Origin of the sequence: Streptomyces sp. NPDC058295, assembly GCF_042880655.1 — a bacterium.
Lineage (GTDB): Bacteria > Actinomycetota > Actinomycetes > Streptomycetales > Streptomycetaceae > Streptomyces > Streptomyces coriariae.
In genome coordinates this window covers 109,973-135,398 of the sequence record NZ_JBHVYO010000013.1, presented here as the reverse complement: position 1 = coordinate 135,398, position 25,426 = coordinate 109,973, and the positions used below count along the sequence as shown (strand labels likewise).

27 protein-coding genes and 2 tRNA genes are annotated in these 25,426 nt (G+C 66.2%); 7 read left to right on the top strand and 22 right to left on the bottom strand.

Translation table 11 applies throughout. From position 1 onward, the window contains the following. Positions 1–120: 120 nt before the first annotated feature. The 3 genes from lysA to ACFVYS_RS16485 all read right to left on the bottom strand — a co-directional run bounded on the left by lysA (position 121) and on the right by ACFVYS_RS16485 (position 3,585). Positions 121–1,512: a diaminopimelate decarboxylase gene (gene lysA, locus ACFVYS_RS16495; protein ID WP_020131197.1), complete on the bottom strand. Its 1,392-nt coding sequence runs from the start codon at positions 1,510–1,512 to the stop codon at positions 121–123. A gap of 15 nt (positions 1,513–1,527) precedes the next feature. Further along, a complete protein-coding gene (gene nrtL / locus ACFVYS_RS16490) occupies positions 1,528–2,607 on the bottom strand; it encodes an ArgS-related anticodon-binding protein NrtL (protein WP_389502618.1) in 1,080 nt (359 codons plus the stop codon). A 441-nt stretch (positions 2,608–3,048) separates the two neighbouring features. Continuing rightward, positions 3,049–3,585: a response regulator gene (locus ACFVYS_RS16485; RefSeq protein WP_389502616.1), complete on the bottom strand. Its 537-nt coding sequence runs from the start codon at positions 3,583–3,585 to the stop codon at positions 3,049–3,051. A 120-nt stretch (positions 3,586–3,705) separates the two neighbouring features. Here ACFVYS_RS16485 and ACFVYS_RS16480 point away from each other — a divergent pair. Together ACFVYS_RS16480 and ACFVYS_RS16475 are read left to right on the top strand one after the other, a co-directional pair. Next, positions 3,706–3,777 (top strand) — tRNA-Arg (locus ACFVYS_RS16480). A 231-nt stretch (positions 3,778–4,008) separates the two neighbouring features. Further along, complete coding sequence (locus ACFVYS_RS16475) at positions 4,009–4,758, top strand: hypothetical protein (protein ID WP_389502614.1); 750 nt, start codon at positions 4,009–4,011, stop codon at positions 4,756–4,758. Between the two features lie 46 nt (positions 4,759–4,804). On the opposite strand, the gene ACFVYS_RS16470 is transcribed toward ACFVYS_RS16475, so the two are convergent. The 12 genes from ACFVYS_RS16470 to ACFVYS_RS16415 form a co-directional block, all read right to left on the bottom strand. Continuing rightward, positions 4,805–5,692 carry a nuclease-related domain-containing protein gene (locus ACFVYS_RS16470; RefSeq protein ID WP_389502613.1) on the bottom strand — a complete coding sequence of 296 codons (888 nt, stop codon included), beginning with the start codon at positions 5,690–5,692 and terminating at the stop codon, positions 4,805–4,807. 71 nt (positions 5,693–5,763) lie between these two features. After that, positions 5,764–6,108 (bottom strand): hypothetical protein, encoded by a 345-nt coding sequence (locus tag ACFVYS_RS16465; RefSeq protein ID WP_389502611.1) that lies wholly within the window; start codon positions 6,106–6,108, stop codon positions 5,764–5,766. Positions 6,109–6,139: 31 nt separating this feature from the next. After that, the gene (locus tag ACFVYS_RS16460) at positions 6,140–7,513 is read right to left on the bottom strand and encodes a tyrosine-type recombinase/integrase (protein ID WP_389502609.1); all 1,374 of its coding nucleotides are present in this window, start codon (positions 7,511–7,513) and stop codon (positions 6,140–6,142) included. Next, the gene (locus ACFVYS_RS16455) at positions 7,510–7,680 is read right to left on the bottom strand and encodes a helix-turn-helix transcriptional regulator (RefSeq protein ID WP_389502725.1); all 171 of its coding nucleotides are present in this window, start codon (positions 7,678–7,680) and stop codon (positions 7,510–7,512) included. The genes ACFVYS_RS16460 and ACFVYS_RS16455 overlap by 4 nt, the downstream gene beginning before the upstream one ends. Beyond that, positions 7,680–9,047, bottom strand: a complete 1,368-nt coding sequence (locus ACFVYS_RS16450; protein ID WP_389502607.1) for a replication initiator — start codon at positions 9,045–9,047, stop codon at positions 7,680–7,682. Before ACFVYS_RS16450 ends, ACFVYS_RS16455 begins: the two co-directional genes overlap by 1 nt. Positions 9,048–9,148: 101 nt before the next feature. Next, positions 9,149–9,463, bottom strand: a complete 315-nt coding sequence (locus tag ACFVYS_RS16445; RefSeq protein ID WP_389502605.1) for a SpdD protein — start codon at positions 9,461–9,463, stop codon at positions 9,149–9,151. Between the two features lie 19 nt (positions 9,464–9,482). Beyond that, positions 9,483–9,638, bottom strand: a complete 156-nt coding sequence (locus ACFVYS_RS16440; RefSeq protein WP_167467581.1) for a hypothetical protein — start codon at positions 9,636–9,638, stop codon at positions 9,483–9,485. A 15-nt stretch (positions 9,639–9,653) separates the two neighbouring features. Continuing rightward, positions 9,654–9,833: a mobile element transfer protein gene (locus tag ACFVYS_RS16435; protein WP_030795965.1), complete on the bottom strand. Its 180-nt coding sequence runs from the start codon at positions 9,831–9,833 to the stop codon at positions 9,654–9,656. A gap of 15 nt (positions 9,834–9,848) precedes the next feature. After that, a complete protein-coding gene (locus ACFVYS_RS16430; protein WP_389502603.1) occupies positions 9,849–10,562 on the bottom strand; it encodes a DUF2637 domain-containing protein in 714 nt (237 codons plus the stop codon). 24 nt (positions 10,563–10,586) lie between these two features. Next, entirely contained in the window at positions 10,587–10,805 is a 219-nt protein-coding gene (locus ACFVYS_RS16425; RefSeq protein WP_389502601.1) for a hypothetical protein, read from the bottom strand. Between the two features lie 82 nt (positions 10,806–10,887). Next, complete coding sequence (locus ACFVYS_RS16420) at positions 10,888–12,252, bottom strand: FtsK/SpoIIIE domain-containing protein (RefSeq protein ID WP_389502599.1); 1,365 nt, start codon at positions 12,250–12,252, stop codon at positions 10,888–10,890. Between the two features lie 5 nt (positions 12,253–12,257). After that, positions 12,258–12,605 (bottom strand): hypothetical protein, encoded by a 348-nt coding sequence (locus ACFVYS_RS16415; protein WP_054239926.1) that lies wholly within the window; start codon positions 12,603–12,605, stop codon positions 12,258–12,260. A gap of 220 nt (positions 12,606–12,825) precedes the next feature. Here ACFVYS_RS16415 and ACFVYS_RS16410 point away from each other — a divergent pair, with 220 nt between their 5' ends. After that, positions 12,826–13,491 (top strand): hypothetical protein, encoded by a 666-nt coding sequence (locus tag ACFVYS_RS16410; RefSeq protein ID WP_389502597.1) that lies wholly within the window; start codon positions 12,826–12,828, stop codon positions 13,489–13,491. A gap of 71 nt (positions 13,492–13,562) precedes the next feature. Here ACFVYS_RS16410 and ACFVYS_RS16405 read toward each other — a convergent pair whose 3' ends face one another. The 4 genes from ACFVYS_RS16405 to ACFVYS_RS16390 form a co-directional block, all read right to left on the bottom strand. Further along, positions 13,563–14,384, bottom strand: a complete 822-nt coding sequence (locus ACFVYS_RS16405) for an integrase (RefSeq protein WP_389502595.1) — start codon at positions 14,382–14,384, stop codon at positions 13,563–13,565. Then, on the bottom strand, positions 14,381–15,232 hold the full coding sequence (locus ACFVYS_RS16400) for a sigma factor-like helix-turn-helix DNA-binding protein (RefSeq protein ID WP_389502593.1): 852 nt from the start codon (positions 15,230–15,232) through the stop codon (positions 14,381–14,383). Before ACFVYS_RS16400 ends, ACFVYS_RS16405 begins: the two co-directional genes overlap by 4 nt. Positions 15,233–15,407: 175 nt before the next feature. Next, positions 15,408–15,809 (bottom strand): ATP-binding protein, encoded by a 402-nt coding sequence (locus ACFVYS_RS16395; RefSeq protein ID WP_389502591.1) that lies wholly within the window; start codon positions 15,807–15,809, stop codon positions 15,408–15,410. Positions 15,810–15,905: 96 nt separating this feature from the next. Then, positions 15,906–16,757, bottom strand: coding sequence for a helix-turn-helix domain-containing protein (locus ACFVYS_RS16390; RefSeq protein ID WP_389502589.1), 852 nt, complete (start codon positions 16,755–16,757; stop codon positions 15,906–15,908). Positions 16,758–17,695: 938 nt separating this feature from the next. Between ACFVYS_RS16390 and ACFVYS_RS16385 the strand changes: the two genes are divergently transcribed. Continuing rightward, a complete protein-coding gene (locus ACFVYS_RS16385) occupies positions 17,696–17,956 on the top strand; it encodes a hypothetical protein (RefSeq protein WP_389502587.1) in 261 nt (86 codons plus the stop codon). Positions 17,957–18,080: 124 nt separating this feature from the next. Here the strand turns inward: ACFVYS_RS16385 and ACFVYS_RS16380 are convergent. Then, positions 18,081–18,174, bottom strand: a tRNA-OTHER gene (locus tag ACFVYS_RS16380). Positions 18,175–18,228: 54 nt separating this feature from the next. Beyond that, positions 18,229–20,373: a hypothetical protein gene (locus ACFVYS_RS16375; protein ID WP_389502585.1), complete on the bottom strand. Its 2,145-nt coding sequence runs from the start codon at positions 20,371–20,373 to the stop codon at positions 18,229–18,231. 2,130 nt (positions 20,374–22,503) lie between these two features. Between ACFVYS_RS16375 and ACFVYS_RS16370 the strand changes: the two genes are divergently transcribed. The 3 genes from ACFVYS_RS16370 (at position 22,504) to ACFVYS_RS16360 (ending at position 24,570) form a co-directional block, all read left to right on the top strand. After that, a complete protein-coding gene (locus ACFVYS_RS16370; protein ID WP_389502583.1) occupies positions 22,504–23,418 on the top strand; it encodes a hypothetical protein in 915 nt (304 codons plus the stop codon). Between the two features lie 200 nt (positions 23,419–23,618). Continuing rightward, on the top strand, positions 23,619–24,080 hold the full coding sequence (locus ACFVYS_RS16365) for an MrcB family domain-containing protein (RefSeq protein ID WP_389502581.1): 462 nt from the start codon (positions 23,619–23,621) through the stop codon (positions 24,078–24,080). A 31-nt stretch (positions 24,081–24,111) separates the two neighbouring features. Continuing rightward, the gene (locus tag ACFVYS_RS16360) at positions 24,112–24,570 is read left to right on the top strand and encodes a protein NO VEIN domain-containing protein (RefSeq protein WP_389502579.1); all 459 of its coding nucleotides are present in this window, start codon (positions 24,112–24,114) and stop codon (positions 24,568–24,570) included. 112 nt (positions 24,571–24,682) lie between these two features. On the opposite strand, the gene ACFVYS_RS16355 is transcribed toward ACFVYS_RS16360, so the two are convergent. Beyond that, a complete protein-coding gene (locus ACFVYS_RS16355) occupies positions 24,683–25,321 on the bottom strand; it encodes an Eco29kI family restriction endonuclease (RefSeq protein WP_389502723.1) in 639 nt (212 codons plus the stop codon). Positions 25,322–25,426 lie beyond the last annotated feature (105 nt).

The following is a 25,426-nucleotide window of genomic DNA, read 5'->3' as shown; positions in this document are numbered from 1 at the left end:
TCTCACTCACCGGACCGGAGTTTCTATCCCTGGTCCGGATCGTGAGACATCTATTTCATTTTCACAGGGGTGCCAGACAGGAGATCTTCCGCCCTTTCTTTCTCCCGCCTTTTCTCCCGCTCAGCCGACGTCGAGCCGCAGCAGATCCTCCTCGGTCTCCCGGCGCACGATGACCCGCGACTCCCCCTCGCGCACGGCGACCACGGGCGGCCGCAGCACATGGTTGTAGTTGCTGGCCATGGACCGGCAGTACGCGCCCGTGGCGGGGACGGCGATCAGGTCACCCGGTGCCAGGTCGGAGGGCAGGAACGCGTCCTTCACGACGATGTCACCGCTCTCGCAGTGCTTGCCGACGACCCGCGCGAGCATCGGCTCGGCGTCGGAGGTCCGGGAGACCAGCGCGACGCTGTACTCCGCGTCGTACAGCGCGGTACGGATGTTGTCCGACATGCCGCCGTCGACGGAGACGTACGTACGCAGCCCGTCGAGGGGCTTGATGGTGCCGACCTCGTAGAGGGTGAAGGCGGTCGGGCCGACGATGGCACGCCCCGGCTCGACCGAGATACGAGGAGTGCGCAGGCGGGCGCCCTCACACTCCCGGGTGACGATCTCGGTGAGCGCCTTGGCGATCTCGTGGGGCTCGCGGGGATCGTCGTCGCCGGTGTACGCGATCCCGAGCCCGCCGCCGAGGTCGATCTCGGGCAGCTCGACGCCGTGCTCGTCACGGATGTCCTTGAGCAGACCGACGACCCGGTGGGCGGCGACCTCGAAGCCCGACATGTCGAAGATCTGCGACCCGATGTGGGAGTGCAGTCCGATCAGTTCGAGCCCGTCGAGCTGAAGTGCCCGCCGGACGGCTTCCGCCGCCTGTCCGCCCGCGAGCGGAATCCCGAACTTCTGGTCCTCGTGCGCGGTGGCGATGAACTCGTGCGTATGGGCCTCGACGCCGACGGTGATACGGATCTGCACCCGCTGCCGCTTACCGAGGGACTGCGCGACATGGGCGACGCGCACGATCTCCTGGAAGGAGTCGAGAACGATACGCCCGACCCCGGCGTCGATGGCCCGGTGAATTTCGTCGACGGACTTGTTGTTGCCGTGGAAGGCGATGCGATCGGCGGGCATACCGGCGGAGAGGGCGGTGGCGAGCTCGCCGCCCGAACAGACGTCGAGGTTGAGCCCCTCCTCGTGCAGCCACCGCACGACGGCCCGGGACAGGAACGCCTTGCCGGCGTAGAAGACGTCGGCATCGGCCCCGAAGGCGGTACGCCAGGCACGGGCCCGCTCGCGGAAGTCGGCCTCGTCGAGGATGTAGGCGGGGGTGCCGTGCTCCTCGGCCAGGGCGGCGACGTCGACACCGCCCACGGTCAGCACCCCGTCGGTGTTACGGGTGACGGTGTGCGCCCAGACCTTCGGGTGCAGGGCGTTGAGATCGGCGGGCGGGGCGGAGTAGTGCCCCTCCGGAAAGACGTCGGCGTGACGGGGCCCGGCGGGGTGGGCGGAACGGCTCATCTTTGGCGTGCTCTTTCAGAGATGGTCGGGTGCGTCGATGCCGAGCAGGGACAGGCCGCCGGCCAGCACCGTCCCGGCGGCTTCGGCAAGCGCGAGCCGGGCACGGTGGGCGGCCGAGGGTTTCTCCGCACCACGGGGCAGGACGGTGGGGAGAAGAGGCGTGACGGCGTCGGCGACGGCGAGGAGATGCCGGGCGAGACGGTCGGGAGCGTGCTGTGTCGCCGCCGCGGCCAGGATGCGGGGATGGTCGGCGAGCGCGATCTCGAGTGCGCGTACGTCACGTACGTCCTGGACGACTCCGGGGTGGGCGTCGAAACCCAGGTCGGCGGCGTTACGGCTGAGCGCCCGGGTGCGGGCATGGGCGTAACGGACCCGGAAGAGCGGGTTGCCCTCCCGCTGGGACAGGTACGCGGAGGTGATGCGGGGCCGGTCATGAGCGGCGGGATGGAGCAGAGCCCAACGTCCGGCATCGCGACCGAGCGACACGGGATCGGCCGGGGCGGCGGGGACGGGACGCACGTTGACCTCGAGCGGAGCCGGCGCGTCGGGCGTGCCGTACGCGTCGACCTCGACCCCGAGCACCTCGGTCCACTCCCGCTCGGGACGCGCCGCACAACTGGTACGGACGAGGGCGCCCTGCGAACGCAGCACACGAGCCACGACATCCATGACGACGACGGCACGGACCTCATGAGGGGCATGCAACTGCACGACCTGCCCGCTGGGCCGATCGACGTACCCGTACCCACCCCCACGCCGACTCTGGCTTCCGCTCCGCAGGATCTCGCTGACGAGGAGAACCGACCCCTGCGCCCCCTGCAGGCTGATATTGAGGAACCCGGGCCCGGTGACCACGACGTCACCGACCCCGGCGGCACCGAGAAGATACGGCCGGAGAACCTCGGCGACCCGCTGCGGCGGCTGCCCGGCCGACCGCGCGAGCTGGAGGGCGATGTTGGTCGCGTAGTCCCCACACCCACCGGGCCCCGGAACGGTCACCACGGCCCGCCCCGGCACGACCACACTCAGCTCCCCGTCATCGACAGCACGACGCACCGCGCGCAGCACGGTACGTGAGAGCTCGACGGGGGTCACGGGACAAGCGTAGGGGAGGAGGGGGGTGGGTAGGCGACCCGGTTTACCAGAGGTCCGGGATGTGGACGGGGTGGGGGGTGTGGGCTTGCGGGTGCGGGCCTCGGCACGCGGAGGGAGCGGGGTGCCGACTGCGGGGGCCGTGCGGACCGGGAGGGGTGGGGGCACTGGCTGCGGGGGGGGGCGAACCTCGGGCGCGGAGGGCACGGGGTGCCGGGCGTGGAGGGGGCGGAGTGCCGGCTGCGGGGCCGTGCGGACCGTTATGGGCAATGGAATGGTCCGGGCGAGCTCAGTGAATGAGCGAGCTGGGTGAATGGGTTCGGGCGGCCGACCTCACCGGGACCAAACAGACCGGGACGGACACCGGGACTGGACTGATCTACCGACGCGCTGATGGGCCGAAGCGCCGATGCGCGTTCGTCCGATAGAAGGGCTAGAAAAGCCTTACTCGGCCCCTGAGCCCGCAGTGCCCGACCCCGGCCCTACACCCTTCCCCGCCCCTACGCCTTCCTCTGCCCCGCGCACGGTCCCGACCCCCCGCTCCAGACCCTGACCTTCCCTACGCTCCATCAACTCCCGTACGACAGAAATGAGTTCGGCAGGATCGAAGGGCTTGGCGAGGAACGCGTCGACGCCGACCTCAAGACCAGCCTCGACCTCGTACTGCGTACAGGCACTGATGACGACAAGGGGGAGATCACGCGTCCGCGGATCGGCACGCAACCGAGCGGCGGTGCGCAACCCGTCCAACCGGGGCATGACGACATCGAGCGTCACGAGGTCCGGCTGCACCTGATGAACGACATCCAGACACTCGACACCATCGCCCGCGGTCACGACCTCGATGCCCTCCAGCTCGAGATTGACCCTGATCAGCTGCCGGATGACCTTGTTGTCGTCCACAACAAGCACCCGGCCCGACGCGCCTGGCACAACTCGAGAGTAGGTCCGGACCGGCCACCGCGTCCGGGTTTTCCCCACTTCCACCCCGTGCGGGCGACCCACACCCCGCCCCGGACCCGCAGAAACCCGTTCATGAACACCCCGAGCGAGCTGGTAGTGTTCTACCCGTCGCCGCGAGCAACACCTCACGACCGACACGCCCCCGTAGCTCAGGGGATAGAGCAACGGCCTCCGGAGCCGTGTGCGCAGGTTCGAATCCTGCCGGGGGCACCTTGGATTAGGTGCCCAAAGACCCCGCCACCAGCGCTTTCGCTGAGGACGGGGTCTTGGCGTATGTGCAGGCAAATGCAGCCCGAAGCCGCCCTATGTCGAGGTCTGTGGACGAGGCGTGGACGGGATCTTGGAGCATCGCCGCAGGTCGCCGACTGCTTTCCGACGACAGGGCGACTGGCACGCCCCCGGTCGTGAAGTCAGCGGCACCCGACTGCTTAGATCGCCGACATGACGGACTGGTCGCAGCTCAAGCACGCCTACGGCACGGCAGAAGACGTCCCCGGTCTGCTCGACAGGGTGAGCCAAGCCCCTAACAACTCAGACTGGACCGAGCTCTGGTCCCGCCTGTGCCATCAGGGCACCGTCTACTCGGCAAGCCATGCCGCCTTGCCGGCCCTACGAGACATGGCGCGCCAGTGGTCGCCTGCGGACAGGCAGCAACCACTCGTGCTGGCCGGCGCCATCGCGGCCAGCACCGACCAGCCATACGGCGAGCAGGATCCCCACGTGGCCTACGCCTCGGAGATGTCCGACCTGCTGCAACTGACTGAGGAAGCTCTCCGGGATCCGAGCCTGAGCGATGACCCCGGAACTTACGTCTACTTGCTCGCCGCACTCCTCGGATTCGAAGATGTCCCGGTCTGGGGCGAACAACTCGACGGCCTGAACGACGACGAGTACGAAGTGCCCTGCCCCGCGTGTAGCGCCGAGAACTTCATAGCCTTCGGTGAGTACGGCTTCTTCTCGACTACGGACAGCATGTACATGAAGGAGACCGCGGCAAAGAAGATCCCTCTTCAGCCCGCAGACTCCTCAGCGCTGGAGGGGCTTGCCCAAAGACTGCACAGTCGCGCGCTTGCCGACAACCAGCCCGATGTCGCGGGCAAGTTGACCTATCTTTTCGGTAAAGCGCAATGCGCCGAATGTGACGCTGCCTTCAGCGTCGCAGATGCCATTGCAACCCGCTGGGACGGGTGAACCGCTTCCGGCAGAGATGACTGACCTCTCGCTGGAACGGGCTGACTCAGACCTGGCTCCAAGCCTGTCGATGGCGAGCGACGCTGTACACCTGCTCGACCTGCTCGGCCGTCAGCACCCCGGAGAGCGGCGCCAGTGCCGCCACCTGACGCTCCTGGTACACGCGAACGCTGAGCTGTGTGGCGACCACCTTCAGATCGGCGACGCCGACGAAGACGAGCACGGGCTCCACCGGGACGGGAAAGCCGCAGTAGCGCTCAAGCACTCGAGCTACTCGCTTCGCTTCCGCCCGGCTCTTGCGTGCGTAGGGAGCCGGCTTTCCGCGGTTGACCTTCACGGAATCGTCTCCGACCCATACGGCCTTTTTGTGGTGGTGCTTGGTGTTGATGCTGAACACGCCGCCGGGCCCGACCAACAAGTGATCGACGTCCACCTTGTCGGCCAGGGGGATGGAATGCAGGACCCGCCAGCCATGACGCGCCAAACGGTTCAGCTCGGCTCCCACTCTCCTCTCCCCCGCTAGGCCCTTACGCCACGAGTCCCACTCCGTGGGGCGCCGCAGAAGCTGTGAGATGACTCGTTCGATCAGACCCGGGCCGGATTTGTCGAGCAGGTCACGGAGGGACTCACCGGGACGGTTGGTGGACAGATCGTCAGCTGGCGTCAGAGGCGGCAGCATCGGACGGGCTTCAGCCTCCGGTGCCCCCTGCGACAGGACCGGCTCAGGGTTGTTGCGTAAGTGGTGTGTCAGCACAGCGATCACGTCATCGCGATAGTCAGCGACCAAGACGGTGATGTCGCCCGTCCTCACGTCCGCCCAGCCGACCGCGGTGCCATCCGACAGATTCGCGTACCAGCGATCATGTCCGTACCGCTTCCAGCGCGTGACCTTCAGCTCCACGAGCCCCCCTCGTCCACTCTCAGCCCGAAGCATCGCAGCAGGTAGGGCTCAAAACGAGAGAGGCCCCGGACAATATGCCGGGGCCTCACAGGTGGACTCAGTGATCAGACGTGCATTTCACGGACCAGTGCGTCGTCTCCCTGGTAGAGCTCCAGGGAGTAGCTCAAACCGAGGCAGTGAAGTACGCCGCCGAGTTCGTCGAAGTGTTGAGGGTCGACGACTCCGTTCAGGAGGATGTCTGGACCCTCGATCGGCTCGACCTCCAGCTGGCACCAGCTGATTTCGACTTCGTAGCCGTGCCAGGAAGACGACCTTGAACTCCACCCCGTTCGCACGAAGTGCTGGGCCACCGCAGAAGCGTCCCGGCAACCGCGCAGGACACCGCATACGTTGTTGCCAACCTCCACCCACTCAGGATCGATCTTTTGGTCATCGACGGATATGTCCACGCCGGAAGTATGAGGCCCAGGCTTCGTGTGATCACTCGTATTCGCGCAACAGATCCTCGATACGCCGGTTGGCGACGTCCTGCCGTCCGTCGAGGCACTTCGCGTAGCGGGTCAGCAGGACCTCGACGCTGTTGCCGGCGCGCTCGGCAACCTCGGTGGGATCGACTCCGGCATTGAGCCAAGTCGACAGCGCCGAGTGCCGGAGGTCGTACGGGCGACTCGCGAGCGGTGACGAGGCGATGGCCGGCGGGAGCGCGAGAAGCCGTGCCTCCTGCCACACGCGGTAGTAGGTCGAGGACGGGACGACCGAGCCTTTCTCGCTGAAGAAGAGGCGCCCGTCGTCCGCGGTCCCGAAGGTGGCCAGGTGCTCGCGGAACATGGCCACGAGGTGGGGCGGAATGGGCACTCGCCTGACGTCCTCGGTAGGCCGGTTCTTCAGCCCGCGGTCGTCGTGGGTCTCCCCCGAGTCGGTCCACTGCTTGCCGACCGACGGACGAGTCCGGTGGAGCAACGCCGAGCCCCAGCCCTGCTCGGGAAGGATCAGGTCCGTCTCAACGAGGCCGACCGCTTCAGCCGGCCGGAGGCCACCGAAGTACATCGCGGCGAACAGACCCACGAGACGACGGCCGCGAGCCCGCCTGTGACCGCCGACGTAGGAGACGGCCGCCAGGAGATTGCGAGCCTGCTCCGGGTTGGCGACAACCCGAGGGTCGACCTGGTTGGACACCTTCGGCTTCTGCCAGCGGACAGCCGTGATCGGGTTCTCGCGCAGCTCCCCCAGGTCGACAGCGTAGTTCGCCGCGTTGACGAGGGTCCGGCGCTTACGCCGTACCGTTTCGGCGGCGGCCGCTGCGCCATCGAGCTTGAGTTTCAGTGAGTCGAGCACTGCACGGGCCGTCGCGGGTTCGGCGAGATCGGCGAGCGGGCGAGATGCCTTGGACACCCAGTGAAGAACGTTCCGCACGTCGTCCGGGACTTCCCGGTCGTTGGGTCCCGGCAGCACGAAGGCCCAGTTGCGGAGCGCTTTGCGCAACGCCTCGTCGGACGGCCGCCCAGCGTGCTCGTCGAGGAGCTCCACCGTCACGCTGGTGAGCGATTCGTTGATGCCGTCCCGCGTGTTGGGAGCGGCATGGGGCCACTTCATCGCGAGGTACCTGAGGGCGAAGTCGTACCAGGACACGGCCGACTTCTGCTCTTCCATGGAGCCGGGGAGGCCAGACTCCGTGTCGAATTCATCGCCCTCACGCATCGCGCGCATGAGCTTCGAGCGGTAGTGATCAGCGAGCGCCTTGGTGCGGAAGGAGTCGGAGAAGACATTGCCGGCCACCGACCAGCGGACTCCGTAGGAAGGCGTCTTGGTACCGCGGTTACGTACGCCCCAGACCTTCACGTCGAGTGACTTCACGCCGCTGCCTCCAACTGCCGCAGCCACGTGGCGAAGTCACTCCGCCACACCCGGAGCTCTCCGTTGGGCAGCTTGAACGCGGCCGGCCCGTATCCCAACTCACGCCAGCGGTAGAAGGTGCGGCGAGAGACGCCGCCCAGCTCGGCGAGGATCTGCGGGACGGTCATCAGTTCGTCTCGTCGGCGGTCCACGACGAGTCTCCTTCCGTGTCGGGGGCGTCGGGTCGCCGTGAGGTGGCGAGCCAGGATTCGGCGGCGGTCAGCCCGGTACCGGCGAAGCGCCAGTGCGAGAGGACAAGGACGGTCTCCGGGTCCGGCAAGGGGTGGCCGGCCTGGGCCGCGCGTTCGCGGGTGAGTGCTTCGTTGTGGTCGGCGCGTTCCTGGCGGAGGGCGCCGAGGGTGACGGAGTACGCGCGGGATTTCGTCGAGAAGTGGCCGCGGAAGCCGAGCATGTGGGCCCACTTGCGCAGCCGGAGTTCTTCGAGTTCGGGCAGTCCTCCGAGGTGCCAGCAGGTGAGGATCATCTGCCGGGCGTGGTCGGTGACGTCGGTGCCGATCAGGTCGGTGATGGGGTTGCGGATCGGGCGGTCGATGGTGCCCGTCGCGCTCTCCGCGCCCTTGGTGGCGTACTTGGCGATGTAGGCGGCGACGGCCCGGCTGGTCAGGTCGGTGGTTCCGGTGAAGTCGGCGGAGCGGATCGGGCGGATGTCGAGCTGTTCGCCGAAGCGGAAGGTGTGGGCGCGCCCGTCGAGGGTCGGGCCGGGGGTCTCGGCGAGCCGGACGGCGGAGCGGATGGCGTCGGTGAGGAGTTCTGTCGTGGCCCAGACGGGTGGGGAGTCCTCGGCACCTTCGGGACCGTCGAGGCGGATCACCGCATGGAAGTGCACGGCTCCGCGCCGCTGGTATTCGGCGACCTTGGCGTACGAGAGCTTGAGGCAGTGGCGCAGTTCGGAACGGGTGATGTTCGCGCGCGTCGCGATCTGTTGGCGTAGGTAGGTGGTGAAGCGGGCCCACAGGGCACCGGCGTGCGCGTTCCAGAGGACGGCGTCGCGGTAGTCGTAGCGCTCCGGGTTCAGCGGGGTGCCGAGGGCGGGGTCGTCGTCCGGGTGGAGGCGTCCGCAGCGGCAGCGACCGCCGCCGGGCCGGTTGTGGACGGGGCCGAACGATGGGGCGGTGAAGGTGGCAAAGACGAGGGGGTGTTGGGCGACGGCCGGGCCGATTCCCTTGCCGCCGCTCAGGCCGGCCGTGACGAGGTGGTACGTGTCCTTGCGGTAGACCTCGGCGCAGGCGGCGCAGCGGGTCGCGCGGCGGTTGTTGCAGCGGATGAGGAGCTGTCCGGCGGGAAGGTCGTGGTCGAAGATCTCGCGGACGATTTCGCCGGTCGCGGCGTGGACGTCGAGGCGGTGGCCCTCCATTCGTACGGGCTGCTCGCAGCCGCCGAGCCGCTGAACCTGGTGTGCGTAGGTGCTGAGGTCGCCGTACTGGGCGAGGGCGGCCAGTTGGCGGATGGCTCCAGCAGGAGCCTGGGGGCGCATGTGCGGGTGCCTCCTTGGAGGGGCGGAAGTTCGGGACGGGCACCCCGGCCTGCATAGGGGGCTAGACAGCACGAGCAGGCCGGGATGCTGCGCAGACGAGGTCAGCGGCGGTCGCTCTTGAGGATCGAGCGGATGACGACCGCGCAGACGGCCACGGAAGCGGCAGTGATGGCGACCGCTAGGAGCATCGAGACCAGGACCGCGCCGACGACCAGGACCAGGGCTCCCCCACCGGCGGCGAGGGTCAGCACGCTGCCCGGGGTGAGTTGGACCGTCGGCCGGCTGGAGGCGGGGGCCGCCGAGACCGGGGCCGGGGCATAGGCGGTGGGGTTGTAGACCGACGGGCTGTAGGTCGTCGTGGGCGTGTTGGTGGGGATCGGGGCGGTGTCCGGGCGGGGGTACTTGGGGGTGAACACGGGGCGGTCCCTTCTGTGGTCAGTCGAGGAGCGTGGCGACGGCGGGGGCGAGGACGCTGTTGGCGACGAGGTAGCCGCCGAGGAGGAGCAGGGCGACCAGCCACCACGGCGGGCGGGCGAGCTGGATGCCGAGGACGGCGACGACGAGCACGGCGAACCAGAGCGGGACGGTCATGGCAACGGTCTCCTGTCAGGCCTTGCAGCGGTGGGTGCGGGCGGCGAGTTCGGCAGCGGCGCGGCTGTCGTACTCGGTGGAGAAGTCGCAGCGGGGTGCGGTGCAGGCGGCGAGGTGGCGGTTGCGGCCGCGGGCGATGTAGGAGGCGACCTGCACGGGACCGATGCGGCGGACGTTGCGGAAGCGCGGGTTCACGGTGTTCGTCCCTTCTCAGAGGTGGGCGGCAACAGCGGCCGTCATGGACGGAGGCAGGCCGAGCCGGGCGCGGACGGAGTCGGGGTCTGCGGCGAGACCGGTGGCGGCGCGTTGTTCCTCGGCCAGGGCCTGGGCGCGGTCGACGAGGGCAGGCGGGAGGGTGACGGCCGCGGCACGCATCGGGGCGCGGACAGCCGCGACCGGTTCGGGGGTTGCGGGTGACTCCGAATCGGATTCCGGGCCGGTGACCAGGGCCGGAAGCGCGTCACGTTCGAGTGCGTCGACCGCAGCCGGGACGTGGGCGGGTTCGGTGTCCGTCTCGGGCGCGGTGGTGACCGTCGGCGCGTCCGGGGTGCGTGGTGTGTGGGCGAGGAGGGTTCCGCCGAAGAAGGCGACGGCGGGCCAGCCGGCCACCACGACGCGGAGCGACGCGGGGACGTCGTCCAGGTCGAGGAGCCCGGCTGTGGCGACGTTGGCCCCGAGGGATGCGGCCAATGCGATCAGGAACCACAGCCGCGGTCCCCCGGCCGGTTGTCCGGCGCGCTGCTGTTCGCGCATCCGACGCCAGGCGGCAACCAGCAGCAGGTCAACGGAAACGGGATAGGCCCATGCCTTCCAACCGCCCTGCCCGGCCGCATCGGCAAGGTCGTGAAGGTGCGAGAAGGACAGGGCACCCGCGATGACTGCTTGGACGATCACCGCATCTACGCGGGCGAGCTGGGCACGCATCGGCTCGCGATCCCTTCCGTGCGATCAGTTGGCGGACTTGAGTGAGTCGGCACGCTCACGGGCCAGACGGGCCACCTCGGCGGCGTCGGCGTCGCCAGGCGTGCGGGCCGCGATGCGCTCCAACAGGTCTGCCTTGCGGTTCATGAGCGCCGCGTACTCGGCGGAGGTGCAGTTCGGGTTCTGGCGCAGCGCGGCCAGGTCGGCGATGAGCGCGCTGACCTCGGCGATGGAGGGGCGTGACATGGGCTTCCTTCCTGTTCGAGGCATGGGAGGGGTAGGGAGTTGGCGCGAGGCGGTCACGCCGACCGTGGGGAGGGTGGTGCGGTTACTCGGTCACCGGGCGGGCGGTGGGCACGCCGGCCGGGGCGAACGCCTTGGAGGACTCGACGGCGACGGCGGGCCGGAAGGAGTCGAGGCGGGGCAGTTCCGGCACCAGGGCGGCCGTGTCGCGGCAGATGGCCGCCGCCTCGTCGAGGGACAGGTGCGGTGAGCGGGCGCGGGACCAGCCGCCGGAGGAGTCGCCGACGATGGCGACGCCGGGCCGTTCGGCCGGGATGGAGGTGGCGGCGAGGGCCGCTTCCGGGGCGATGTCGGCGAGCGCCATGTTCGCCGAGGACTCGTCATTGACGCGGTGGCAGATGCGGCCGGTGAGCTGGGCGCGGAGCATGGTCGCACCCTTGCCGAGTTCGGAGCCGAAGCGCTGCCCGCACACCTCGAGGTAGATGCCGGCCGCACGGCCGAGCTGGGCGATCCGGATCAGCTTGGTAACCATGGCGTCCCGCCTCTTCTCGTCGTCGCGGCTCGCGGCGAGGAAGAGTTCCGCAACCTCGTCGACGACGACCACGACCGGCACCGGCCGGACCGCGTCCGGCAGCCCCCACACGTCCGAGGTGAGCACGGCGTCCGGGCCCGCAGTAGACGAGAGACCGATGAGGCGGAACCGTGCCTCCATCTCTTCCAGCAGGACGTCAAGGAGTTCGTTCGCCCGGTCCGGAGTGTCGGCGAGCGCGGACAACCGGGGTGAGAACGGAGCGAGTTCGACGCCCCATTTGCAGTCGATCCCGACGAGGACGACCCGTTGCCGGGCCAGGCCGCACACCAGGTTCCGCAGGTAGACAGACTTGCCGGACTGCGTCGCTCCGAGGATGAGTTCATGCGGCACGGCACGGAAGTCCCGTACGTGCCACCGTCCGTCATCCCGAAGCGCCAGCGGAAGGGTAAGCGGCCCGCGCTGTTTCCACCGCCGTGCGGGCTGCACGTCGGAGAGCACGTCCCAGCCGATCAGCCGAAGTTCGAGCCAGCCCGGCTTGGTCGGACGGATGTGCACCGCGTGCGCGGCCCAGGCGTGGCGCAGCCGGTCGGCCGAAGCCATGAAGTCCTCGGGAGCCTGCCCGGTCGCCATGCGCAGCCGCATCACGAGCCCGGAACCGGTCGGCCACGGCAGCGACCGCCGAGGCGGAACGGGGGCCGCCTCCCGCCCGATCATCCGGGCCGTGGCCCGACGGACGGCCGAGGCCGGGACCGTCAGGCCGCACGCGTCCATCGTGGCCCGGTAGGTGGTGAGCACGCGCAGCGCGACGAACGGGTAGCCGACCAGCCACCAGAAGGCGACTGGTGCTCGGCGGCGCAGGACAAGCAGGGCGACGAGTGCCAGCAGGCACAGTGCCATCGTCCAGACGGTGTCGGTCATGGCGTTCAGCCCTGCACCGGAGCCGGGGCGTTGACCATGACGGCGTCCGCCCGGTAGGCGATGCCGTGACGCATCCGCCCGCCGAACTCGCTCTCCCACGGCCGGGCGATCAGGCCGGGCAGGATGACCGGAGCTCCCATCACCAGGCCTTCACCGATGCCCTTCTCGGGAACGGTGACCTTGATCATGTCCGATCCGCCCGCCGCGATGAACACCAACTCCAGCACCATGAGACGGTCGTTGGTCACCGGGTCGACTGCGATCTCACCGGTCTGACGGTCCTTCACCTTGACCTCGGGCAGCTTGGTGACGAGGAGCGTCGCGGCCGAGACGTCTACGGGGATGACACGCATTTCGTGAACCTCATTTGGTCGGCGGTGCGTTCAGTCCGCACCGCTTGAGTCTGGATACCCCCCCTAGACAGCAGAGGGGCGGCCCGCCTCAACTGTCTAGGGGGGTTGACGGCTACGGTAGACCGCCGGATCGTCAACTGTCTAGGGGGGTATCCAATTCGGTTCCGATGCAGCTGATCCCCCGGTGCTTCGCCCAGCCGCGCGGGGTAGCGTCCGCCTAGTGACTTTCCCTCTCCACAGCGACGTTCCCGGTCGGCTGACTCGCAGGGCCCGGAGCTTTGTCAGCTGTCACGGCATCAAGGTCGACACCGCGTCGATCGACAGGCATTGGTGGCTTGAGCGGGACATACCGGCAGCGGTGATCGACCGAATGGCCGCCTACCAGCAACGATGGGGCGGTCTCGTCTTGCCGCCGGCACCGCAGTACGACGGGGGCCCCAGGTACTTCCACCCTGACGTGCCGGAATGCTCTCCCACTGGAGGGTGGTCATTCGAGGCAGGGGATCAGCGAAGCGCAGTCCCCTACTCGTTCATGATCGGGCCAGCCAACGAGTTCGGCATCCACGCACATCAGTGGACGCCCCTGCACGCGACCGTCGAGGGATGGGTGGAGTCGCTTGCACTCACCCACCATGCGTCCATGTGGGCGAAGCAGATCACCAGGGTCACCGGCGACGACGTCGACAGCATCGCGCTTGACGCTTACGAGCCGGTGAGAGAGGTGAAGGGGTTGGCGGATACGTGGTGGCGAGGAGCCGACTCGTTGGTAGCGGTCTACATGGGCGAAGCCACATCCCTGTCCTTCCCCCCGGCTCGCACTGCGCTGATCTACTCAGGCCTTGACGACTGGGGGCTGCGAGGCGGAGTCGAGGACAGTGACGTCTGACACCACTGGAGACCGATCCCAGACCTGACCTCCGCGGTATGCAACCTCGCGTCCGCGTGACGTCGCCAGGCCTACGACAGCGCCCAATGCAGGACTGTGGCGTCGTCGCGCGCCTTGCCGCGCGGCCAACGCTGCCCCTCAGAGTCGTCAGCTTCTGCCGCGCGTACCTGGCGGATCAGTTCATCCGGCCCAGCCGAGCTGAGAACAGTCAACATTCCTCCCCAGGTGGCAAGTTCGAAGGAGTCGACGAGGCGCGTCGCACCATCGCTCAGCAGCGTCACGGACGCCAGTGACTCCAGCGATACCGCCCCGGAAAGGGCATGTTCGGCCGCTTGCGGGTCGGGCCCGGCAATCCAGAAGCCACCCGGCCGGTTGCGCAGCCCCGTCAGGGCATCGCGGTACAGGGCCAGAGCGGCAGCGTGTTCGGGTGAGCCGGTGGGCAGTTGGTCGACCGGTCCGCGAAGTCGCTTGCCGACCTCGTCCAGGCGCTGGTCGGTGACGGCGGTCGTCTTCCCGTCCTGGTCGGCGAGGAGGAGGGTCGAGTCGCCGAGAACGAGGTACTCCAGAGCTCCCGCGTCAGCTCGGACGGCGACGACCGTACTCGTCGGACTGGCCCGATAGGTCAGGTCGCAACTGCCCTCGTGCAAGGACCGAACGACCCGAATCGAGTCTGCCAGGCAGTCGACGAGCGACCAGGCGGGGTGCGCGGTGATGGTGCTCAGCAGTAGCCCGCCCAGCGTCGAGGAGAACCAGGCGATGCCGTGCGTGCACCCGGTCTCCGCCCCGGCCACGCCGGCCCCGTCCAGGAGAACGGCCGCCCCGGGTGCGGCGGCGGCGAAGTCCTCGTTTTGCTGGCCGGGGTCGGCAGACAGCGAGCGGAGAGCGACGTTCACGTCGTCGTCTCCTCGTCGTGCAGGTAGAGAGGGGTAAGCAGTTCGACGGACTGCGGTTCGTCGGTCTCGGGGTCGTACTCGACGCCCACCAGCGTGGAGAAGTTGCGCTCACCCACCTGCCCCCAGAGCGCGCTGAGGTCAGAGGCGAGCAGGTGCACGACGCCGAGGGAGCCTGCGGTGTGGATTCCCGCGATAGCAAGCACCGAGCCGTTGCCATCCGGGCGGGGCAGTCGGCCGAGGTATCCGACGTCGTGCGGGCGGTGCGGTTCCGTGTCTGCTCCCGCGCGGTACGACGTGCCGGTACGCCGGTCCACCAGAGCCCACGGCTCACCCTCCGGGTGCTCCCAACCGAGTACCGGGTCCTGGGCGTACAGGTCGCTCATGGCCTGAGACATACCAGGCCCGCAGACGACGACCAGGCCGTCTCGGTTGAGGTCGACCTCACCGCTCACCTGGACGTGGCCGGAGCTGACGTCGAGCCCGTACGACTTGCCCAACTCTTCGAGTCGCTTCCCGGAGTTGACGTCGGCCATGGCGACGACCGGGCGCTTCTTCTCGCCGTCCCAGCGGAGCGGAGTGACGATCGTGACGGCGCCCGCGCCGAGGAAGGCTCCCTCGGGGGCCGGGCCGGTATGCCGGATCTGATGGATCCGGCCGCGGCTCAGGCCGGCCTTCTCGGCGATCTGCGCGTACGACAGCCCTTGCGAGTGGAGATCCTGAACCACACGACGGCGGAGCCGGGCGAGTTCGGTCACCTCCTGCTGCGCGTCGGCCAACCGCGTCGTGACCTCACGCAGGAGCAGGTACGGATCATCGATCGCCATGATCCGCTGCAACTCGTCCGACATGACCACACCTCCTAGAAGTAACCAGGAGTCTAGGGCCCTAGACGGAATGGGCGGGAGTCGCCTGCCCGAATGAACACTGATCACATAGAACGCGGCCCTCCGCCGGGGCACTCCCCGAGGGCTCACCCGCCACTGCCCACGAGACAGCTACGGATCACCGCCGCGCGTGAGCCCCTCACGAGCCGTTCCGCACCAGCTCGGCCCAGACGCAGCGCGCACCGGAGGGTCGGTCCTTCACTCCCCAGTCTTTGGCGCAGGCCGCGATCATCATCAGCCCGCGGCCATCCTCTTCCACGCCTTTGGCCACACTTCGAACCTGGGGCTCCTCATCGCCGCCCTGGTCGACGACTTCGACGCGGACCAGGTCGTCGCGGAAGTGGATGACCACGAGGAACCATCCGCGGTACCAGCCGCTCCGCGTATGCCGGACGGCATTGGCCGCCAGCTCGCCGACGACCAGGACGGCGTCGTCGACGAGGTCTGAAGCCTCGTCCTCAAGCAGGGCGGCGACGAAGTGACGGGCCTGCGCCACCTGCCAGGCCAAGCCGGGAAACATGCGGCACCAACTCTGGGACATGGGAACACTCCTCCTCGTCTAGGGGGCTAGACGACACAGCGAGCAGAGTATTCCCATGCATGACCGATGAGCCAGGCATCTTGAGGAATTATTCCTCTAACGGGTGGCGAAGTCTTCTATCTCCCGGAACTCCTGCATCACCCGGAGCAGGAACTCACGCACCTCACGGCCGAAGATCGCAGCCTCTTCGAAGCGCCGGAAGGTCTCCTCGTACGCGGCGACCTCATCGGACTCGTCCACGACTCGCTCACCGCGGAAGGTCTCGACGACAACCGCCCGCTGATCGCACAAGGTGAACCCATGGCGAGGCATGACCGGAACCGCGCGCCGCCAGGGGATCACCCCGAGCCGCACGGTGCTGAGACTCTCGACGGCCAAGAGCCGGTCGAACTGGGCAAGCATCAGCGAGGGATTCCCCGGCCAGGTCCGCAACACGGCTTCCGTGAGCACGAACACCGACTCCCGCCCCGGCTCGTACAAAAGGCTCTGCCGCTCGACGCGGGCAGCGACAGCACGACCGACCGCCTCAGGCGTCGAGTTCGGCGCACTCGCGAAAACGTGCCGGGCGTACTCAGCGCTCTGAAGCATCGCCGGCAGAACAACGCACTGGAATGAGCGAACCAGCCGAGCAGACCGCACCGCCTCATCGAGGACTGCCCCAACAGGAGTCTCCTCGTCGGACGATTCGACGGTGTCCGGCGCGACTTCCACAGCGTCCAGGAGGTCACGCACTTCGCGAGAGGTCGACTCGTCGAGGTCGAGAGCGAGCAACAAGCGGCCCAGGACGTCGAGGCTGGGAACCATGCGTCCGTTCTCTACCTTGGACACGGTCGGCTGCCCCACGCCAGCACGTTGCGCCAAGACGGCACCCGTCAGGCCAGCCTCTGTTCGGAGTCCTCGAAGGCGCACCCCAAGCGCCTTCATCAGCTCCCGCCGCTCACTCCCCATACCAAGGGTTCTACACCACAGAGCAGCAGGAGCCGGGCCCATGAACCTTGATGATCACCACTACAGCCGGACCATGATTCAAACTTTCTCTACTGGTTCAAGGCCCGCGCAAGCGCGGGCGCGCGCCGCCTCTGCGGCGCGGCCTGCCTCCTGTCTGCGCCCCGGCTGGCCGCGCCCGGCGGCGCGCTACGTGCAGCGGGCAGAAGTGAGAAGTCATCCGCAGGTCAAGGACATGCCTCCGGCGGGGGCGCTCAGGCTCCAGGATGGCGGGGGCGCCGTTCGCGGGTGCCGGCCGTGAGTGGCTGGTGCGGGAGCTCCCATCCCGTCTGCCGTCGACCCAGGCAGAGCCGAGCAGACGCGGCCCAGGGCGTCAAGGTCGTTCGTACAGTGGCGCGCTCCACCTTGACGCCCTGAACCACGCCCGCTCCACGGTGTGTGGGTCGACGGCAGACGGGATGGGAGCTGGGGTAAGTGGTGGGTTGAGGATCACGGGAACCGTTCAGCCAACCGCGAGCTAAGGTGCCGCTTGCAGAAGGGGCGAAATGGCAGACAAGAACAGTCGGTGGAACCACCCGCACTGGCACCTCATGATCGTGATACCGCTTCTGATCTTCCTGATCACCGAAGACGACCCCATCACACGATGCTTCCTGGCTTCAGGGCTCACGCTGGCAGCTATCCGCTACGGGCGGGAGTCTGCAAGGTGGGCCCGAGCCAAGTCCGCCCCGGTTCCTGACACCAGCAGCTGACACCAACAGCCGCGAACGACAGCGGTCGACGACGAACTGCAGCGACCGACCAACCGATGCGCAGCACCCGTTGGTCGATGTCGACAGACCCCCGTGATCGACCTGGTCGGGATGAGGCCAGACTGCAAAGCCAGCGTGGAGCCGTCCCCAGGCGACGGGCGGCTACGTCGGCCACGCTAGGGTCCGGCCATGTCAAACGATGCGCCCGATCCCTTCAAGGAAGTCATGACGCGAGAGTCCCTTGCCGCCATGATCCATGGCCTTTGCGATGACTTTCAACGACGGGGCAAGGAGTGGGAGAACCGCACAGTGGAGGACTACCTCGGTGCGTTCGCCGCGTGGATCACGGACTCGCCCGGCTCGTACCGGTACCTCGGCGAAGAGATGCCGCCGGACGGCGACTGGACCTTTTTTGCGCGGGCCCTCAGTGCGGCCGTCGTCTACGAGTAGCCGAAGGGCCGTGCCCCTGCCGTGCCCGATCGCCCGGTAACCGGCGGGGAACCACGGGCGTTGACGGGCAGCCCACATGAGATCGGCCCCCGACCGATTCACCTGGTCAGGGGCCGTTCACCTGCGGTGGGTGTGGGATTTGAACCCACGGTGACATCGCTGCCACGACGCGGTTTTCAAGACCGTGTACCGATTGACTCGCCCATCGAGACTCCACCGACCCGGAGGAGGAGTAGCGCGTGAGGCATGCGCACCGACTTCTAAAACCAACCTCAAGCATGCGCATCCCTGTGCTCTCGCATAGCCTTCAGGAAAGCATTGCCGTCCGCATGCATATTTAGCTGAGCCAGACTAGGAAGAGATATGCGCTCGTAAGGGTCACCCATGCCTCGTCTGCTCATCTGAATAATTGCCTCTATGGAGCGTGCCCCATGTTCATACTCAGGCACCACCAAGAAGGCATGCAATATTCCCTTATCAACCATGTAAGCATTGCCCTCATTCCTCGCTACTTCATGCTTCCCAAAGAGGGAATTGAGAAGTAGGGCTCGGCGCAGCATGACTTTCTTGCTTGGTTGCCGACCACGCGTCTCCGAATTTATTCCCGCAACGTCAATGAACCCTCGCAGCCGGCTCAGGAAATCGCTTGCTTTAACGTCTGGACTCGCGTCGTTCACCTTGTTACTGAATTCCTCGTAACTATGACTAGTCCCCCCAGCAAACATGAATATCGACGGTCCGATCAAGTGGATCGTATCCTCTTGCTGGAACTTGCCATCTTGTATAGGACCCAGAAAATACCTAAGCCACCCTAGCGGAGTACCGTCGAGAGACGAATCAAATTCGTCCCACATAGCCAGAGGCACCTTGCCCGTAAGAGTTACATCGCGAATTTGATGCAGAGCCCCCACTAGTTCCCGGGAGGAGCTGAATTGGGAAAGGTTGAACGTTAGCGACCGGATTATATCCTTACTACTCCATTGCTTAGCCAGTTGTTCCACTGTGTAACCTTTTCCAGAACCGGGCTCACCGAATACAGCGACGGCAAGCGGTTTGGACTTGAGCAAATTTCTTCCGCTACTGCAGTAGGTGCCCATGATGTTGGAAATTGAATGGAGGCCCTCTATTTCCGCCTGGTCAGCCGTTAGCAAATCCCCAACAACGGCTACGGGCGTTTTATCCAGATTCCTGTCAAGGGCTGGCTTACCGCGGCAAGCGATGTCGAACAGTGGAGAGTCCTCATCGTTCAGATCACAGGGAATCGGCAAATCGCCGTGATCTTCTATGTCATGCTGTGGATCGCGAGATAGATCGAGCGTACTGAACTCATAGCGATCCGCTGCCTCCCCACTGAAGACGCGTGGAGAAGTGAATTCTCCCTCGGGAGGATGATTTTTTCGTCCATTGACGGCGAAGCCGCGGTCGTACAGACGCTGCATGGCAGCAAGGCCTCTGCGAGCTGCGGCGCCCAAGTCGGGTGAAGTACCACGCCGTTCGCATGCAACAACTTCGGATACAAGAGATGCACAAAGCACGCTCCCATAACCGAACATCATCCCGTCCCCGTGGCTATGCAACCAATCCCCTTCCATTACTTCGTGGTTGTATACGAGCTGCCGCTTAGCCGGATAATCGCTTTTATCAATCACTAGGGCGCCGGACGGCCCAAACGAAACAACAAGACGAGGACAGTCCATCAGATCCCTCAGGGCGGGGCGCGAAAACTCCGTGAGGAGATCGTACGCGGAGCGCTGCCAAGAGAGATCGCGACTTATTTCAGCCCCTTTATCTCTTAGTCGAGCTACCGCAGTGGTTACAATCAGCCTTTCCCGAACCCAGTCCTTCGGATTCACCAGTCGCTTATGTAGCCACTCCCAGAAGTCTCCGCTCGCGATTTCGTGACTCATTTTCAGAACAACCCAAGGCTTGTCTCCGGAATCCTCGGCTTTCGGCAGCAAAGCCAACCAGTGATCTCTCCGCTTGCGGAAGTCCAGAGCGGCATCGTCTATTACCAACACCTTGCATCGATCTGACCCGTCCGTCTCAAATTCGACATTTCGGTGATGTCGATTCTTTCGGAACCCTAGGTATTGATCAATCCTATAGTTGCTACTGCTGCCGCCAGCGTAAGCTTGCCGAAATACCGCAAATGAATAATTGTAGCCGCTGTCGTAGGGTGACAATGTGGCCGGCTCTGGATCTCTCGCAGCGCAGGTTGGCGTAGTCCTGCTCCCAAGGGCATCCTTGATCATGTGCTTCAGGAGAAAAATCCCGCCTTTGTGCCAACACAACCTGACCGAGACGTGCAGTCGTTCATCCACATTTCGACTGCTGTATTTACTGGACGGCAATACAGCCCAATCCACCGTCTGATCGCCTGTAACGAAAACGAGCTTGGCATTAAATGAGTCGCTCACGGAAATCACCTACGCGGCAAGGTCTGCCTGCTGAATGACTAATCCGAAGTGCAGTCTTAAGTGGCTCATGGCACATGAGGGGAGCGCGCTCCTGGCAACGTTGCGTGGCCAGACTTGGAGGAGCTACATCTCCATTTGACACCCAAGTGGACGTGCTCGCCACTTGAACTCGTGTGGCCAGCGAGAAGGAGAACTGGCTTCAACCTGATCTGGGAGCGCCGCGTCGACGGTGGCCTCCCGGCCGCCAACCGTTCCGCTCTCTGATGTGCCCCATAGGCACTGCCCACCAGATCAAAAAGGGCGCAGTGGAGAATGACAATAGTGTCAGCCGAGCCGGACGGGTCATGCCTAACTCGAACGCCGAAATCTGCGCCCGAGTTGGCCCCTAGTGATAGCCGCTTCCCAAGCCGTTGGCTCAGGCGTTGTCGTCACGGGTCGGCCGTCACGGCTTGCTGGGGTCGACGGCACCGGCAGCGTGGCTGAGGTCAGCGGGGTGCAGCGAGGCATACGCGTGCGTGGTCGGTCGGCGTGCCCGTCGTCGTGGCTGACTGTCGTCGGCTGAGGTTCAGACGGGGCGTATCGAAGGTCCGGGCCGTAGTCGAACGGGCCGAAAGCTGGGCCGTCTCTGGGCCGTCCGACGTTGATCAACAGTAGCCAATGACGACCAACGACGACGACCAGGCGCACGATCCCACCGCCCCTGAGCTGGGAAGCAGCAGCTCACCAAGATCCCCGGCAAGACCCAGGGCAAGAAGACAAGTCTCAACTGGCCCGTCAAGGGCGCTCGCCGCACACAGCGCGGCGCACGCGGCTCGTCGCCCGGACCTGCTCTCCTGTCTGCGCCGCGCTCCAGCCGGGACGCAGCCGGCACGCCTGACAGCTTGGGTTGATGCGCGCGGCCGGGCACGTGGAGGCACCAGCCGGCCGCTGGGAACCATGGTGCTGAGGGTGGCGCCTTCTCTGACGATCACACCTGTATGGCAGCGCTCAGGACGCCGCACCACAACCGCACCAGATCGAGCGGGGAACAGCGGGGAGCCACGGTGAGGGCAGCTGGGCCCGACGACGCCGGGCTGTGGCCGTTGGCCCAGGTCAGCGCCCGGACCAGCCCCAAATACCCGGAGCTCCCCGAGCTGAGGGCGTGAAGCTTCCTAGCTTGGGAAGCTGCGGCGACCCTTGAATCTATCTACCGAGGCCCGGTGAGCCACCCTGGAGGAACGGAACCCAAACGCTCTTGGGCTTAGCTTCCTTCTTGGGCTTCGTGTCCAAGCCAGCGAGGTCCCACATTTTGATTTGTTGGCGTGCAGCAGCGCGGCTCTGCTGGCCACGAGCCGCACTTGCCGCTGTCTCGGCACGCCGGCGCATCTGAGCTTCCCGCCGCTCCTGCAGCGTCTCCCTCTGCCCTCGCCGCTGAGCGCGTGTGCGACTCACCTCGACACAGCGCCCAAAGCCTCCAGGTACGCCTGCCCGTACAAGTGCTCGCGCTTAGCGAATAGTTCAGTCATGTGCTCACCCCCAGGCAGATAGTGTCCTAGAACGACACCGCGAGCACTAGAGGTACATCTGTTTGGACTGGTCCCAAGAGGACGCCGAGCGGAGGCTCATTGCAAGAGTTGTACCGCAATTCCTAGCGCCCGCCACCAACCATCAGGCTCCTCCCTCCAGCCTGTGTGCCGCTCGCCGATGCCCTGCGCCGCTTCTCGACGGCACGGCGGGACCTATACCGAGGGGCGAAGGGGTGGGCAGGGCAGGGCGGTGGGCCGGGCGAGGCGAGACGGAGAACTTCGCGGAAGCTGGTGCCCGCGAAGGGGGCCGTTGAGCATCATCCCGGCCAGCGGGCATCATGGGAGCCCTTCCCATCGGTCGATTCCCCGCGAGGGCGCCATGCACGGCACGGACCCGGAGGCAGCGACCTCCTCCGCCACGGGCAACACGCACTCCGCACCACCCACCGGGGTCGCACTGCCTTCCGGGCCCGTAACAGCCCCGCAGAGCACGGGCATCGCCCCGGCTCCGGCGGCCACTCCACCCGCACCGGCCCGAGGCGCGACGACTCCCGACTCTGCGGCCGCAGCGCCCAACCCGAGTCCGCCCAGGCTACGTCGGCGCGAACTGATCGCCGAAGCTCTCGTGCCGGGCACGCTGGAAAGCCCGCCGGGACAGAGACGACGGAGGGTCCTGTGGACGCTGGCAAGCGGCGTCGTCATTGGCCTTCTCGCCTGGCTCGTTCCAGCTACTCTCGACTATTTCGCCACCGAGCCGACGACCCGACACTCGAAGCAGGTCGAGGAAAACCTCGACCGTGAGGGTCCAGCTTTCACGGCGTCCACGCGCGTGGACGCGGACCCGCTCTTCATGGCTTATGTACTGGATCGCCCGCTGACCCGTACCGAGACCGCCACCTTCCTGGAATCCGGCGCCGACGACGGCCCCAGCTTCGGGAAGGTGGAAGAACTGGCCGCGACCCACGGTGGCCACGGTCTTGAGGACCCTGGCTGGGACAAGTCCGACGGATACTCGTCCTCGTGGCTCATCGATCTCTTCAGCGACAGATCGGCGGGCCTGACGATCACCGGCATGAGGGCCAAGGACGTGAGATGCGGCCCCGCCGCCGCAAAGACGGTCATCCTGGTCCGGCCCGAGGGCGGGGGCGCCTACGACGGAATTCATTTCAATCTCTCCGAGCCAAAGACGCCGTACTCCCTCAGCCCCGACGACTACTTCGGCAAGCCGTACTTCTCGCACAAGAAGATCGATCTCGGTAACGGCACCGAGCCCGGAGGGCTGCGTGCGAGCTTTTCGTCCGGAGTGCAAGATTGCAGCTTCCTGGTGGAAGCCGATTACAGGGATTCCTCGGGGCTGCACCAGCAGGAAATCAAGAATGCTTCGGGACGCTTCGCGGTGCGCGGACTTCCCGCAAACCCGTACCAGTTCTTCCTCTGGACGAATGGGGGCGTCTTCGATTGCGGCCCGCACCAGTTGCCGCGCCCCCGATTGTGCCCGGCGATCCCCTTCTCGGTCACCAACTGGTCTTCCGTCGTCTGAAGCGGCACCACACCGACTGCCGATCAGGTTGCGGCGTCTCCGCGAGCGATTCCACGCCGCCACGTCGCTCCCGTGCGGGCGGTCGCAATCGTCCCCGCAAGATTCCCCCCGGACACATAGCCCGCACCCCATCCCTCCGCTGGAGGCCCCCCGAGATCCGCGATTGGCTGCGCGAGCACGCCGAGGACCTCGCCATAGCCATGGAGATACCCCTCGACGACGTGGGAGTGGAGGGCAGCGATGGGGCCGGCCAGAAGGCCGTCGTCGCATGGACCCGCGTCCACTCGAAGAGCAGAACCCCGAGCGCGACCAACGGCTGGTACATCGTCTACCTGTTCAGCGGCGACGGCGAACGCGTCTACCTGCCTCTCAACCAGGGCACGACCGAGTGGAGCGGTGGTGAGTTCAAGGCCCGCGAGCCGGCCGACCTGAAGAGACGGGTCGACTGGGCCCGTCCTCGCATCGACCAAGCTGCTGACAAGCGAACCGACTTGTTGACAAGCATCCACCTCAGCTCGGGCACGAAGCTTGGCAAAGGCTATGAGCCGGGCAACGTCGTGGCCATCGAGTACCAGCGCGACGCCATCCCCAACTCAGATGTACTAAGAGAAGACTTGCTCTTGATGGCACGACTCTTGGGGCCGAATCTACGAGGCCGCTGAGGCGACCCCCTACATTCCCGGCGACCTGCCGGTGGAGGTCCGCGAGGCAACGCAGAGCGCCACCGCGAACCGCAGGAGCGCCCGCAAAGGCGGTCAAGGCTTCCTCCTCACAGCCGCCGAGCGCGGGGCTATTGAGAAGCGCAGAGTTCTGCTCGCCGCAGAACACTTCAAGGCCCGGGGATGGACCGTAAAGGACGTTGACGCTACCAAGTCGTACGACCTGAAGCTGAAGCGTGGAGACGAGAAGCTTCACGTGGAAGTGGAGGGGACGACGTCCGACGATAGCCAGGTCATCCTGACGCGGGCCGAGGTCGAGTGGCAGCACAAGTTCGCCCCGGACAACGCCCATGTGGTCGTCCACTCCATCAAGCTGGATCGCACCGTTGAGCCCGCGACCGCGACCGGTGGCGTCCTCCACTGCACCTCACCGTGGACCATTGAGGACGAGTCCTTGACCGTCGTCTCCTACATCCACCGAACCGGACTGTGAGGCGTCTACCTGCGTAACGGACGGCATAGCGGGCTCGGCGTTCTAGCTCATCCACCCGCGTCGCAACGAGGCTTCTGCCACCGACCACTGCGCCAGCGGCAGGAGCCTCGGGTCAGTCGCGCTCATCCTCTTCCGCCTGCTCCGCCTCGATGGCGAGAACAGCTTCTTCGGACAGCCTTCCAGTGAGAAGAGCACGGATCCGGGCACGGGATACGTCGGCTGCCGTTTTGCTCGGCGTCGGCATGTTGTCCGGATGGGCCCACCAGCGGCCCGGATGCAGTTCGTCCCAGGCGGGGCGGTAACTATCCTTACGCCGATTGGCTCCGGGGTCGTGGTTTCCGAAGCCGTCGACGATGCTGTTCCACACTGGCCGATGGTGCCGGATGATCACCCGTTCCGCGATGCTCACGAATGCCTCGATCGCGACCAGGTACCGAACCCGGAAGTCCGAGATCTCCAGGTCGTGGACCTGGTGGAGCGACTGCTTGTGCTCGTAGATCCGGTCCCACAGTGTGGTGGCATCGGGCTTCTCCTCAGCAGTGCCCTTCCGCACGCCTGTGGGTCGGGCCTGCCCGACATATACAGGAACGAGGCAGTCTGGCGAACTAATCTCCGCATACAGAGGATTCGCCCCGCAGTAGTACAGGGCGTAGATGCCGCTCCCATGTACCGGACCGACCTCATCCAGCGGCTCTGGTGCCCGATTGCGGAGTTCTGATTCTACGCTGCGCCCAAGATTTTCCAGGTCCAATGGATTGAATGGGGCGAATTGACGCTCTTTCGCAGCATCTCGCCATGCTTTCGACTTGCGAGGCTTCTTCGGGGGCTTCTGCGGCGAGGGGAGCCTCTCGCTCAA

Excerpts from the sequence above, each read along its gene's own strand:
- ACFVYS_RS16420 (WP_389502599.1), bottom strand. The coding sequence starts at position 12,252 with ATGACCGACACCGTCTGGACGATGGCACTGTGCCTGCTGGCACTCGTC.
- ACFVYS_RS16415 (WP_054239926.1), bottom strand. The coding sequence starts at position 12,605 with ATGCGTGTCATCCCCGTAGACGTCTCGGCCGCGACGCTCCTCGTCACC.
- ACFVYS_RS16470 (WP_389502613.1), bottom strand. The coding sequence starts at position 5,692 with ATGCTTCGGGCTGAGAGTGGACGAGGGGGGCTCGTGGAGCTGAAGGTC.
- ACFVYS_RS16390 (WP_389502589.1), bottom strand. The coding sequence starts at position 16,757 with ATGGGGAGTGAGCGGCGGGAGCTGATGAAGGCGCTTGGGGTGCGCCTT.
- ACFVYS_RS16475 (WP_389502614.1), top strand. The coding sequence starts at position 4,009 with ATGACGGACTGGTCGCAGCTCAAGCACGCCTACGGCACGGCAGAAGAC.
- ACFVYS_RS16455 (WP_389502725.1), bottom strand. The coding sequence starts at position 7,680 with ATGACCGTCCCGCAGATCCTCGCCGAGCTGGGCGGCGTCTCTCGCCGC.
- ACFVYS_RS16450 (WP_389502607.1), bottom strand. The coding sequence starts at position 9,047 with ATGCGCCCCCAGGCTCCTGCTGGAGCCATCCGCCAACTGGCCGCCCTC.
- lysA (WP_020131197.1), bottom strand. The coding sequence starts at position 1,512 with ATGAGCCGTTCCGCCCACCCCGCCGGGCCCCGTCACGCCGACGTCTTT.
- ACFVYS_RS16440 (WP_167467581.1), bottom strand. The coding sequence starts at position 9,638 with ATGACCGTCCCGCTCTGGTTCGCCGTGCTCGTCGTCGCCGTCCTCGGC.
- ACFVYS_RS16365 (WP_389502581.1), top strand. The coding sequence starts at position 23,619 with ATGGAGATACCCCTCGACGACGTGGGAGTGGAGGGCAGCGATGGGGCC.
- ACFVYS_RS16425 (WP_389502601.1), bottom strand. The coding sequence starts at position 10,805 with ATGTCACGCCCCTCCATCGCCGAGGTCAGCGCGCTCATCGCCGACCTG.
- ACFVYS_RS16395 (WP_389502591.1), bottom strand. The coding sequence starts at position 15,809 with ATGTCCCAGAGTTGGTGCCGCATGTTTCCCGGCTTGGCCTGGCAGGTG.
- ACFVYS_RS16400 (WP_389502593.1), bottom strand. The coding sequence starts at position 15,232 with ATGTCGGACGAGTTGCAGCGGATCATGGCGATCGATGATCCGTACCTG.
- ACFVYS_RS16385 (WP_389502587.1), top strand. The coding sequence starts at position 17,696 with ATGTCAAACGATGCGCCCGATCCCTTCAAGGAAGTCATGACGCGAGAG.
- ACFVYS_RS16430 (WP_389502603.1), bottom strand. The coding sequence starts at position 10,562 with ATGCGTGCCCAGCTCGCCCGCGTAGATGCGGTGATCGTCCAAGCAGTC.